The organism is Lawsonibacter hominis, assembly GCF_014287895.1.
GTDB classification, from domain to species: domain Bacteria; phylum Bacillota; class Clostridia; order Oscillospirales; family Oscillospiraceae; genus Lawsonibacter_A; species Lawsonibacter_A hominis.
The window spans coordinates 19685-31768 of record NZ_JACOPP010000028.1; the positions used below are offsets into that span (position 1 = coordinate 19685).

12 protein-coding genes are annotated in these 12084 nt (G+C 62.6%); 6 read left to right on the forward strand and 6 right to left on the reverse strand.

Annotated features, from left to right (window positions below; genetic code table 11):
* Positions 1–186 precede the first annotated feature (186 nt).
* The 6 genes from H8S57_RS14345 to H8S57_RS14370 all read right to left on the reverse strand — a co-directional run bounded on the left by H8S57_RS14345 (position 187) and on the right by H8S57_RS14370 (position 5347).
* Positions 187–1071 carry a DUF6179 domain-containing protein gene (locus tag H8S57_RS14345; RefSeq protein WP_186908713.1) on the reverse strand — a complete coding sequence of 295 codons (885 nt, stop codon included), beginning with the start codon at positions 1069–1071 and terminating at the stop codon, positions 187–189.
* A complete protein-coding gene (locus H8S57_RS14350; RefSeq protein WP_186908714.1) occupies positions 1068–1517 on the reverse strand; it encodes a DUF6323 family protein in 450 nt (149 codons plus the stop codon). Before H8S57_RS14350 ends, H8S57_RS14345 begins: the two co-directional genes overlap by 4 nt.
* Positions 1518–1665: 148 nt before the next feature.
* Positions 1666–3102 (reverse strand): sigma-54 interaction domain-containing protein, encoded by a 1437-nt coding sequence (locus H8S57_RS14355; protein ID WP_207723815.1) that lies wholly within the window; start codon positions 3100–3102, stop codon positions 1666–1668.
* Positions 3103–3172: 70 nt separating this feature from the next.
* Complete coding sequence (locus H8S57_RS14360; protein WP_186908716.1) at positions 3173–3736, reverse strand: peptidoglycan-binding domain-containing protein; 564 nt, start codon at positions 3734–3736, stop codon at positions 3173–3175.
* A complete protein-coding gene (locus H8S57_RS14365; RefSeq protein ID WP_186908717.1) occupies positions 3733–4941 on the reverse strand; it encodes a peptidoglycan-binding domain-containing protein in 1209 nt (402 codons plus the stop codon). The genes H8S57_RS14360 and H8S57_RS14365 overlap by 4 nt, the downstream gene beginning before the upstream one ends.
* 16 nt (positions 4942–4957) lie before the next feature.
* Positions 4958–5347, reverse strand: a complete 390-nt coding sequence (locus H8S57_RS14370; protein WP_186908718.1) for a spore cortex-lytic protein — start codon at positions 5345–5347, stop codon at positions 4958–4960.
* A gap of 166 nt (positions 5348–5513) precedes the next feature.
* On the opposite strand from H8S57_RS14370, the gene H8S57_RS14375 reads away from it, so the two are divergent.
* From H8S57_RS14375 to H8S57_RS14400, 6 genes are all read left to right on the forward strand, one after another.
* On the forward strand, positions 5514–6146 hold the full coding sequence (locus H8S57_RS14375; RefSeq protein ID WP_186908719.1) for a redox-sensing transcriptional repressor Rex: 633 nt from the start codon (positions 5514–5516) through the stop codon (positions 6144–6146).
* Positions 6143–7303: a hypothetical protein gene (locus H8S57_RS14380; RefSeq protein ID WP_186908720.1), complete on the forward strand. Its 1161-nt coding sequence runs from the start codon at positions 6143–6145 to the stop codon at positions 7301–7303. The genes H8S57_RS14375 and H8S57_RS14380 overlap by 4 nt, the downstream gene beginning before the upstream one ends.
* A 170-nt stretch (positions 7304–7473) precedes the next feature.
* Positions 7474–7914, forward strand: coding sequence for a MarR family winged helix-turn-helix transcriptional regulator (locus H8S57_RS14385; RefSeq protein ID WP_186908721.1), 441 nt, complete (start codon positions 7474–7476; stop codon positions 7912–7914).
* Between the two features lie 89 nt (positions 7915–8003).
* Positions 8004–9743 carry an ABC transporter ATP-binding protein gene (locus H8S57_RS14390; RefSeq protein ID WP_186908722.1) on the forward strand — a complete coding sequence of 580 codons (1740 nt, stop codon included), beginning with the start codon at positions 8004–8006 and terminating at the stop codon, positions 9741–9743.
* Positions 9736–11610, forward strand: a complete 1875-nt coding sequence (locus tag H8S57_RS14395) for an ABC transporter ATP-binding protein (RefSeq protein WP_186908723.1) — start codon at positions 9736–9738, stop codon at positions 11608–11610. Before H8S57_RS14390 ends, H8S57_RS14395 begins: the two co-directional genes overlap by 8 nt.
* Before the next feature lie 115 nt (positions 11611–11725).
* A complete protein-coding gene (locus tag H8S57_RS14400; protein ID WP_186908724.1) occupies positions 11726–11893 on the forward strand; it encodes a hypothetical protein in 168 nt (55 codons plus the stop codon).
* Positions 11894–12084 lie beyond the last annotated feature (191 nt).

Consider the following 12084-nt stretch of genomic DNA (forward strand, 5'->3'; position numbering starts at 1 on the left):
CTCCCGGGAGAGCCGGCGCCGGAGGGCGCCGGCTCTCTCTGCCGAAAAGGACCGTGCAGAATTCGCGCCTGCAGGCGTGTGGAGGCGCGCCGAATGCGGACAGGACGTGCGCGCAGGACTGAGAAGCGTGCGTACCCGAGGCGATACGTCACGGAAGAGACCGCGCTGCTCCGGCCGCTGCGACGCTTACGGAGCCAGTGAGAGGAACACCCCGTTCAGGCGATTGGGCAGGGCGGCCTCAATGCGGGGGTGGAGAGCCTGTGCCGTATCCATGAAATAGTCCGCCGCCGGAGTCGGGAGACCGAGCCCGGCGCACAGTCGGGCAGCTCCGTCCCGGAGGGCGGCGCGGGCCCGGTGGGGAGGGAGCGGCTCGAAGTATTCGCATAAACGGGTACGGCGCTGCGGTGTAATTTCCAGCTCCCTGGGGTCCTCCCCCAGCAGGGTCAGCCCCACGGCATTGGCGAGCACCGGCTCACAGAGGTTGACCAGCAGTCCGACGGGATCGGGGCAGCCGGCCGCCAGCAGGCGGCGGACCCGGGAGGGGGCAAAGGGACGCAGCAGGGCGTGCTCCATGCCCAGCCGATCCAGGTAAGCGAGGATATAGTCCACGCCCGGCAGCGCTTCCGGGACGGCACGGCAGAGCGGGTAGTCGATATCACAGGGGATGCAATGGGCGAAAAAGCGAAGATCATACCGCTGGAAAAAGGCGCCGATGCTGTCCAGCGTATCGGCCAGCGCGCGGTTTTTCAGATCCGGAGCAGAGTGGCGCACGGCCATCCAAAGGCGGCGCGCCTGCCGGCACTTCTGCTCCAGTATGGCCTGTCCCTGCCGCAGGCCCGCTTCCAGATCGGCGTCTGCCAGCGGCTGGGACGCAGCCCCGCCCGCCTGAAACCAGACCTTCAGCGTATAGCACAGGGAGCAGAGCAATTCCCGTGCGGTGTCCTCCGGCAGGGAAGAACTGCCGCAGCCGGTGTAAAGCCCCGCCTGCCGCGCCAGAAGCGGCCAGAGTTTCTGGCGCAGCGCGGCCGCCTCTTCCGGAGAAAAGGCGCGCTCCGGCAGGCCGCCGCTCAAGGCGCCGGCTCCCACCGCGCCTCCCGGTCCGGAACGCACAGTTCCTCCGGCGTCAGGCCGGCCAGAGCGTCCAGCGCGCCTTGGGCCCTGCCGTCAAAGCACTGGGCCATGGCGGCGATGAGTTCATCGTCTGGGATACGGTCATGCGATTCCTGTTTGAAGTGGTAGAAGAGGGCCTGAAGCTGGGCCAGCGTGTCCGCGTAGTTTTCCTGGTCCAGATAGGGCGAGGCGCAAAAGGCGCGGACCAGCTGTTTCAGTACGCCGCCCCCGAACTCCACCCGACCGGTATCGCGGAGCGCGGAGCGGCGGCATTCCGCCAGCATGCGCATCTGGACGGGCGAGAGGGACAGCCCCCAGCCGGCCGTCAGAGCGTTGCACTCCGCCAGCTCGGCCAGAGCGGCCTGCATTTGGTCTGGCTGCGGGATCAGGGCAGAAAGGTCATCCATCGTGCATCCCTCCTTGAAAAGATTCTTAGAGGATACACCTGCGGCGCTGGAACTGCAAGACTTGAAATTTGGCCCGTTTTGTGGTAATATAACACTGCCAAAAGGAGAAAAAAGTCCTGCCGCAGCTTGTTCTGCGGCAGGACTTTTTTCAGGAGCCTCTGCGCTGTACGGTGATGTTGTATTTTTTCAAACGCTTATAGAGGGTCGCGCGGGTGATGTGCAGCACGCGGGCGGCGGCGGACAGATTCCAATGCTGTTCCCGCAGGACGTTCAGCAGGGTCTCCCGCGCCTGCGCCTGCTCCGGATGGATGTGGACGTAAGGGGGAAAGGCGCTGTCGCCCGTGCCGGGGAAAAGCGGAGCCGCCAGAGAGCCGTCGGAGAAATAGCGGATCACGTCGTCGGTGCGGACCGGCCGGTCCGGGCAGGAGATCCCCAAACGCTGGATGATGTTGCGCAATTCGCGCACATTGCCGGGCCAGGCGTATTCGACCATGGCTTCCATGGCGGGGTCCGTGATGGCGATGGGCAGATTTTCCCGGCTGATAAAATGACTGACCAGCAGCGGGATGTCGTCGGGCCGCTCCCGCAGAGGCGGTATGCGGATCTCCACCGTGGACAGGCGGTAATACAGATCACGGCGGAAGCGGTTGTCCTTGCACTTTTGCAGCAGATCGGAGTTGGTGGAGGAGATGACCCGGGCTTCCAGCGGGATGGTCTTGATTCCACCGACCCGCTCGAATTCCCGCTCCTCCAGCACCCGCAGCAGCTTGCCCTGAAGGGCCACATCCATATCGCCGATCTCGTCCAGCAGGATACTGCCGCCCCTGGCCGCTTCGAAGCGGCCCTTTTTCGGGGCGGTGGCGCCGGTGAACGCGCCCTTTTCGTAGCCGAAAAGCTCCGATTCCAGCAGCTGGTTGGGGATGGCGGTGCAGTTGATTTTGATGTAGGGGGATTGGATGCTCTTCATGCCGAAGGAGTGGATGGCGCTGGCCAGGATCTCCTTGCCGGTACCGCTTTCGCCCAGCAGCAGCACCGGATACGGGGCGGTGGCGGCCGCCTTGCACTCGTGGACTACGGCCCGAACCTTGGCGCTTTCGCCGATAAAGTCCTCAAACGTGTAGTTGCGCTGAAGGCGGGCCCGTATAAGATTTTCCGTCTCCACTTCGGCGATATCGCCCAGCTTGACCTCGGACAGGTGCTCGGCCAGGTCGCCCACCAGCTGCTGGCGGATATCGTTCATATTGGTGTAGCTCAGCACGCCCAGGGCCCCCACCACGCGGCCCTCCCAGAAGATGGGGTAGATGTTCTGCAGACAGCGGCGGCCCTGAACCACATAGAGCTTGTTTTTGACGGCCGTGCCGGTGCGCAGCACCTCCTCGAAGGGGGATACCTTATCGAAGGCGGTCACATGCTGGCCCAGCAGGCCGGAGCGGCGGGTCATGGTGAGCTGCGTGGCGCCGTTGCCGCAGTTGAGCACATAGCCGTCCTGATCCAGCAGGATGCTGGAATCAAAGGCCACGTCCAGGAACTGTTCCAAAAGACCGCCCCGCTCCCGGAGCTGCTGGGGAGAGAGCTCGAAATGCATCCGACCACCTGCTTTCACACTTGTACAGCTTGATTATACAGGTGTTGTGCCCAAGATGCAAGCGGCGGATTCAGGGAACGTCCAGCCAGCCCTCACGCAGGAGGCGGGGCGATTGGGCGAAGGTGACGAACAGGACGTACAGCCGGGCCAGAGCGTTCCAGGTGGCCTGGTCGGCCAGGCCGGTCTCCGGGAGCTGCGCGCTGCGCTGGACATAGCGGAGATTGGCCTGGGTGGCGGCGTCGTGGGTACCGGAGACCGGGGCGTCCTCGATCCCCTCCAGAAGCTGAGACAGGCCCCGGAACATGGCCTGGACGGGATAGAGGTGGACGGAGTCCTCGCCGGGGGCAACGGCAAAACCGTTGCCGGGCCAGAGGCGGCAGGGAAGCGGGGGGGAGAGCCCGGGGCGGACGCTCTGGAACAGGGCGGAGACCGCGTCCCAGGTCCCGTGGTCCACCTGGCCGGTGACCGGGGGATGGAACTCCCGCTGGAAGAGCATCACCGCCTCCAGCGTGTGCTCGCCGAAGATGCCGTCCGGGATCAGGCGGGGAATGACGGGGTAGTGGAACGAGAGTTCCCGCAGCATGGTCTGCAGGCTGCGTACGGGTACGCCGGTATAGGGATTTTCACAGGTCATCCGTTGCTCCCTCCTCTGAAATCAGTGCTGCCCAGGGCCAGGTCCTGCCCCGAGAATTGCGTCAGGCCCGAGGTGGTCCCCGGCTCGGGCCGGAATGCCTCCGGGATCACGTTGGTGTAACGGTCCACCGATTCCGTGATGCCCTCGTATGCCCGGTACAGGGCTTCCCAGGTGCGCGCGTCCATCACGCCGTTCTGGGGAAGCCCCATGGTCTGCTGGAACGCGGTGACCGACCGGACGGTGCCGGGGCCATAGATGCCGTCGATGGCGGGTGCCGGGACCGTATCGTAGAACTCGGCGATCACCGAGAGCAGATACTGGATCGTCCGCACGCCCTCGCCCCGGTCGCCTTCGGACAGCTGCCCGGAGGACTGGTAGGAGATCTGATAGACTGTCTGTCCTTCGCTGGCAAGCTCAGACAGGTTGGTGATGCCCACAAAGAGGAAGACCATTTTGTACCAGGTGCCGCTCCCCACCACGCCGTCCGGCGTCAGAGAGAAGATCTGCTGGAAGCGACGCACAGCCTGCTCGGTGGCCTCGTCAAACTGGCCGTTGAGCGGCGTCGGGATTTTGGGTATGGCGGGGTAGTCCTGGGAGATCCGGTTGAGCATGTACTGAATGCGGATCACGTTTTCCCCCACCATGCCCCGGCGCAGCGGAAAGCCCGGATAGGAGGCGCGTACGCCGGATACGGGAGCGTTGACGACCAGTTCGATATCGTCCCCATAGTAATGGCGCAGGATATCCACCGAATTGTACCCCTGCTGGGCCAGCTCCTGACTGCCCCACTGGGAGAGCCCGTCGCAGGTGGTGGTGGTGCCGTTGCAGAATTTGGCTGCCAGCGGCTCGATAAAGCCCCGGCGGCGGATGTAGGAGTTGAAAATCGTGTCTACCGCCTGACTGATGTTTTCGAAAATATCCCGGCCGTGGATGTATTTCTGATCAATGGCGGTGGAGGAGGTGATGTTGAAGGGAAAGCCCCTGCTGGGGTAATATTCGGTGTAGACGCGGTTCAAGGCAAAGGAGATGATGGCCAGGATATTGGCCCGGATGGCGGAGGGCTCCCAGGTGGGATAGATCTCACTGGAGGCCACATTTTTCACATAATCCGGAAAGGAAACGGTGACGTTTTCGGCCGCCTGGTTGGGCGAACCCAGATGTACGGTGATTTGCTGGGGGATATAGGGCCGGACTTCCGTAGGCATGGGAGTGGCTCCTTCCTTACAGGTTCTGCGGCGTGATCTCCACCGGCGCCGTCATGGACAGGGGCGGCGTTTGCTCCGGCAGGGGAATCAGCTCGATTTCCAGCAGGGTTTGTACGTTGGGGAAGACCTGGACGTTTTCCAGCAGTTTGACGGCAAAGCTGGGCGCCTCGCACCAGACGTCGCACAGGGCAAAGGGCTGCTCCGCGCCCGGCGCCTGCCCCGCCGCCGGGGCCGGGGTCGGTATGGCTATGGGAGCGGTCTTTCCGCTCTCGTCGGATGTGCGCAGGGCCAGCAGAACATGCTTGCCGCCGGGGGCCTTCTGCGTCACGGCTACGGCGGCGCCCTGGACGGGAAGCTGGGCCCGGGAGGTATAGATATGGGTCACGATGGTTCCGATAAATTCCAAGTTGCACTCCTCCTTTTCGATTTACTCTATGCGGGTGAAGCGTGCGGGGTTCCGGCACGACCCGGCAGGAATCCGGGGTAAGAGCGTTGACATCGGGGCGTTTTTCAGGTAAACTGAAACACTGAGTAGAAATCTATTTCCTACGGGAACGAGTGTGATAGGCGAAATGAAAAAGCAAAAGGTATCCAGCGCGGTCATCCGGCGGCTGCCGCGCTATTACCGGCATCTGAACGATCTGCACCTGGCGGGGGTGGAGCGCATCTCCTCCAGCGCGCTGGGGAAATCCATGGGGCTGACCGCCTCCCAGATCCGGCAGGATCTGTCCTGCTTCGGAGAGTTTGGCCAGCAGGGCTATGGATATAATGTAGAGAGCCTGCGGGGCGAGGTGTCCGACATCCTGGGCATGAACCGGGGACATACCGCCGTGATCCTGGGCGCGGGCAACCTGGGCCGGGCCCTGCTGGAGAACTTCCATTTTCAGCGCTCCGGCGTTACCCTTGCCGCTGCCTTTGACGTGAGCCCTGATATCGTGGGGCGTACGCTTTCGGGCGTTCCGGTCTACCATGTGGATCAGCTGGAACCGTATTTGAAGGAGTCCCCCGCCAGCATCGGGGTGCTCACCGTGCCCCGGGGGGTGGCCAACGCCATCGCCGCGCGCCTGGTGGCGGGCGGCGTGAAGGGAATTTGGAACTTTACCAACATCGAGCTGCGGCTGGACAGCACCGGTGTGATCATCGAGGATGTCCACTTTGCCGACAGCCTGCTGTCCCTGAGCTATATGATCTCGGAGGAGCCATGAGGAGGGCCGCGGTATTCCTGCTGGCCGCCCTGATCCTGATGGGCTGCGGGGCGGTCTGCGCTTCGGGCGGAACGTCCGGCGAGACGCTGGTGTCCCAGAGCTATCTCAACGACACCTACCTCCCGGCGGTGGCGGAGCAGGCCGGACGGCGCCTGGAGGAGAAGACGCAGAGCACTTACGATACGGTGCTGAGCGGTCTGAACGCCAAACACAGCGCGTATCTGGCCCAGGCGGGCGGAGAGACCTCGCTCCATCTTGCGTTTGCCGACCATCGGCTGAAGAAGGGCGATACCGTCACGGTATATACGGGCTCCGGCCTGCTTCTGCTGGCGGGAAGCGCCGCAGTCGCCGCCCCCTCCGGCGCAGTGGTGGATGTGACCGCCGGGCGGGCTCTGGCCGCCGGGGCGGCGCTGACGGAGGGACACCGTTATCTGGCGGGGGAGAATGCCGGCGCCGCCGTGACCATTACGTCGGATACCGCCGTGGTGGGCCTGGAAGGAGCCTATACGCGCAGCGACAGCGGCGCGCTGGATTACAACGCGCTGGCCGACGCGCTGAAGGCCATGGGCCTGTTCCAGGGAACCGGTACCGCCTATGGCTGCGGATACGACCTGGAGGTCGCGCCGACCCGGGTGGTGGGACTGGTGATGTTCCTGCGCCTGATCGGGGAGGAGGGCGCCGCGCTGGCCTGCACCCAGGGCAATCCGTTTGCGGATACGCCCGCCTGGTGCGACCGGTATGTGGCTTACGCCTACGCCAAGGGGTATACCAAAGGCGTGGGCGCCGACGCCGCCGGAGCGCTTTATTTTGCGCCCGATACCGTCCTCTCGGCGGGAGAATATATGACCTTTGTGCTTCGGGCCCTGGGCTATACCGACAGCGGAACCAATCCGGATTTTTCCTGGAGCAATGCCCTGGGCAAGAGCGTGGAGCTGGGTGTGCTCAATTCCGCCGAGCAGGCCATGCTTACCGGCGGCTCCTTCCTGCGCGCGCAGGTGGTCTATGTGTCTTATTTCGCCCTGTCCGCGGCCACGAAGGATGGCGGCGGGACTCTGCTGGACCGGCTGGTATCCGTCGGCGGCGTGGATGAGGCCGCGCTTTACACGACCATGAACAGCGTGACGGTATCGCGCCTGCAATCCGGAAGCCGGTCCTAAATCCTGGGGAATGCCTGTCCGGCCGACGTTTCCCGGGGGGCAAAGCGATGCTGGAAGAAGCCTGCCCCGCCGAACGGATGGCTCGTTCGGCGGGACATTTTTGTTTAGCTTGCTCCTTGACAACTGTTAGCAAAGCAACTAAACTAAAGACAGATCAGCGACAGGAGGCGATGGATACGAGGGAGCGAAGAGCGGTCGGCGGAGAGATCCGGGCGCTTTCCAACCTGATGCGCCGCAAGATCCTGGAGTTTGCGCCCCCGCCGGAAGACCCGGAGTTCACCGAAATGCAGGGACAGCTGCTGGGCTTTCTCTCACACCATCCGGACCGTGAGATCTGTCAGAAGGACGTGGAGGAGGCCTTTTGCATCCGGCGTTCCACCGCGTCGCGGCTGCTGAAGAAGCTGGAGGCCGCCGGCTTCATCACCCGCCGCTCGGTCTTCCGGGATGCACGCCTCAAGCAGGTGGTACTCACGCCGAAGGCGCAGAAGCTGCATCAGCAGATCGAGCAGCGGCTGGACAAGATGGAGGAGCTGTTGACCGAGGGCATCAGCGACCAGGAGCTGGAACAATTCATGGCGACCGTGGAGAAACTGAAAAAGAATCTCAGCTGAGCCGCCCGCACGGCGTGGCGGCTTCTCTTTTTCTAAAACTGTTTCAAGGCTTACAGTTAGCATGCGAATTAAATCCGAGGAGGAGACCTATGAAGAAAAAACGAGGCCTGGCGTGCGGTATCCAGGAGTTCAAAAAGGACGTGATTCTGACGCCCATCTTTGTGATCGGCGAGGTGGCGTTTGATGTCCTGATCCCCATGATGATGGCAAAACTGCTGGATCTGGGCGTCAATGCCGGCAATGTCGGGAATATCTGGCGTTATGGAATCCTGCTGGTGGTCATGGCGCTGGTGGCCTTGGCGTTCGGCGCCCTGTCCGGCCGCTTTGCGGCGCGGGCGGCCACCGGGTTTTCCCGCAACCTGCGCCGGGAAATGTATCGAAACGTGCAGCAGTTTTCCTTTTCCAACATCGACAAATTTTCCACCGCCGGCATCATCACACGCCTGACCACCGACGTGACCAATGTGCAGATGGCCTTTCAGATGGTCATCCGCATCGCGGTGCGCTGCCCCATCATGCTCATCTGCGCCTGGGTCCTCACGTTTGTCATCAGCCCCAAACTGGCCCTGGTTTTTCTGGTGGTCATTCCCATCCTGGCGGTGGGTCTGCTGCTGGTCATGAAAGGGGCCCATCCGGTCTTTACCCGGGTGTTCAAGAAGTACGACCGGCTCAACAGCGTGGTGCAGGAGAATCTGCTGGGGATCCGCGTGGTCAAGTCCTTCGTCCGGGAGGAGCATGAGAAGGAAAAGTTCGGCGCAGTGTCCCGGGAGATCTATCAGGACTTCTCCAAAGCGGAGAGGATCATCGCATTCAACGCGCCGTTGATGCAGGTCTGCGTCTACGGGTGCATGCTCCTGGTCTCCTGGCTGGGCGCGAAGATGGTGGTGGGCGGTACCCTGACCACCGGCGAGCTGACCAGTATGTTCAGCTATATCATGATGATCCTCATGAGCCTGATGATGCTCTCCATGGTCCTGGTCATGATCATCATGGCGCGGGCCTCCGCGGACCGGATCACAGAGCTGCTCAATGAGCAGACCGACCTGAAAAACGGCGCGCACCCGGTGCGCGAGGTAAAGGACGGCTCTGTGGACTTTGAACACGTCAGCTTCAGCTATGCCGGGGATCCCGGCAAGGAGTGCCTGAAGGAGGTGGAGCTGCACATCGCCTCCGGCGAGACAGTGGGCATCCTGGGCGGGACCGGCACCTCCAAGACCACGCTGGTGCAGCTCATCCCCCGTCTGTACGACGCCACCGAAGGGAGCGTCAAGGTGGGCGGCGTGGATGTGCGGGACTACGACATGGAGTCCCTGCGGGAGCAGGTGGCCATGGTGCTCCAGAAGAACGAGCTGTTCTCCGGCACCATCAGGGAAAACCTGCACTGGGGCAATGAGCATGCCTCCGACGAGGAGCTGGCGCGGGTGTGCCGGCTGGCTCAGGCCGATTCCTTTATCCGGGAGTTCCCGGATGGATACGATACCTATATCGAGCAGGGCGGCTCCAATGTCTCCGGCGGGCAGAAGCAGCGGCTGTGCATCGCACGGGCCCTTCTGAAGAAGCCGAAGATCCTGATCCTGGACGATTCCACCTCCGCCGTGGACACCAAGACCGACGCCATGATCCGCCGGGCCTTCCGGGAGGAGATCCCGGATACCACCAAATTCATCATCGCCCAGCGCATCTCCTCCATCGAGGACGCCGACAAGATCCTGGTGATGGACGGCGGGAAAATCTCCGCCATGGGCACCCATGAGCAGCTGCTGGAATCCTGCGGCATCTACCGCGAGATCTATGAGTCCCAGACGAAGGGAGGAGAGGACCATGAATAAGAACGCCGCAAAGAAGGGCGGCACCGCAAAGCGGCTGCTCTCCTATGTGCTCAAAGGCTACAAATTCCGCTTTTTTCTGGTGCTGGTATGCATTTTGGTCAGTGCGGCGGCCTCGGTGTCCGCATCTCTGTTTCTGGGGAGCCTCATCGACGATTATATCGCGCCCCTTCTGCTGACCGACCAGCCGGTGTTCAGCGGATTGCTGCACACCCTGATCCTCATGGGCTGTCTCTATCTGGCGGGCGCGCTGTGTACGCTGGCCTATAACCGCATTATGGTCACCATCTCCCAGGGCGTGCAGAAGGAGATCCGCGACGAGCTGTTCGTGCATATGCAGACCCTTCCCATCCGGTATTTTGATACCCATGCCCATGGAGATGTGATGAGCGTCTACACCAACGACGTGGACACCCTGCGCCAGATGTTTTCGCAGAGCATCCCCCAGATGTTTGCTTCGCTGGTCACGATCGTGGTGGTGTTCCTGGCCATGCTGGTCACCAACCCGCTGCTCACCGCGGTGGTCGTCCTCTGCGTGTGCGGTATGCTGCTGGTCACCCGCTCTATCGCGGGGCGCAGCGGCAAGTATTTCATGCGCCAGCAGGAGAAGCTGGGCGACCTGAACGGCTATATCGAAGAGATGGTGAACGGCCAGAAGGTGGTCAAGGTCTTCTGCCATGAGCAGAAGGCCCAGGAGGGCTTTGACCGGGTCAACGACGCTTTGTTCGAAAGCGCCGACATGGCCAACAAATACGCCAATATCCTCATGCCCATCATGGTCAATATCGGCAACATCCAGTATGTGATCGTGGCCATGGCGGGCGGGCTGATGGCGCTGGGCGGCGTAGGCGGCGGCGTCACGCTGGGCGTCATCGCGTCCTTCCTCCAGCTGTCCAAAAGCTTTTCCCAGCCCATCAGCCAGATCTCCCAGCAGCTCAACTCGGTCGTCATGGCCCTTGCGGGCGCGGGGCGGATCTTCGCGCTGATGGATGAGGAGAGCGAGCGGGACGAGGGCACGGTCACCCTGGTGAACGCGGCCTACGATCAGGCGGGGGAGCTGGGTGAGAGCGGCCAGCGCACGAATCTGTGGGCCTGGAAGGTTCCGCAGAAGGAGGGGGGCTTTGCCTATACTAGGCTCACCGGCGACGTGCGCTTTTTTGATGTGGACTTCGAGTACGAGGCCGGCAAGCCCATCCTCCACGATATCTCCCTTTTTGCAAAGCCCGGCCAGAAGCTGGCCTTCGTGGGGGCCACCGGCGCGGGGAAGACCACCATCACCAACCTCATCAACCGCTTTTACGATATCGCCGACGGCAAGATCCGTTACGACGGCATCAATATCAACAAGATCCGGAAAAGCGATCTGCGCCGGAGCCTGGGCATCGTGCTCCAGGAGACCAACCTGTTTACCGGAACGGTGCGGGAGAATATCCGCTACGGCAATCTGCAGGCCACCGACGAGGAGGTGGAGGCCGCCGCCCAGCTGGCGGGCGCGGACGATTTCATCCGCCGCCTGCCCCAGGGATACGACACGCTGCTGACCGGAAACGGGGCCAATCTGTCCCAGGGCCAGCGGCAGCTGCTGGCCATTGCCCGCTGCGCCGTGGCCGACCCGCCGGTGATGATCCTGGACGAGGCCACCTCCTCCATCGATACCCGTACCGAGTCCATCGTTCAGCAGGGGATGGACTCTCTGATGTGCGGGCGCACAGTCTTCGTTATCGCCCACCGCCTGTCCACGGTGCGCAACTCCGACGCCATTATGGTGCTGGACCACGGCCGTATCGTGGAGCGGGGCGGCCATGACGATCTGATTGCCCAGCATGGGCTTTACTACCAGCTCTATACCGGCGCATTCGAATTGGAATAAGCGTTTGCACCCCCTGGTACCGGATGCATAGAATGAAGTGAGACCGGGCCGGAAGACGCGGCGCACCGCCGCCCCGCGCCCAGGTTTCTACTTTGAAACCAGGAGGTACTCAATCATGGGGTGCAATAACGGTTGTGGCTGGGGCGGCGGCAGCTGCCTGTGGATCATCATCATCCTGATCGTTCTGTGCTGCTGCTGCGGCGGCGGCTGGGGCGGCAACTGGGGCGGCTGTGGCTGCAACAACAACTGTGGCTGCGGCTGCAACAACAACTGCGGCTGCTGAACAGACATACGATCGCCAGACAGGACTCAGGGCGGGGGAGCAAAGCTCCCCCGCCCTGAGGCTGTCAAAAACCCTCCTGGAGAAGAGCCTGGCAGAGTTGAGTCGTCCGCAGACGACGGAAGGAAAGGAAGCTCCGTCATTTCCGGCGACACGTGCGTCGGAAATGACACCTCTCATGACGGACAGGGCGA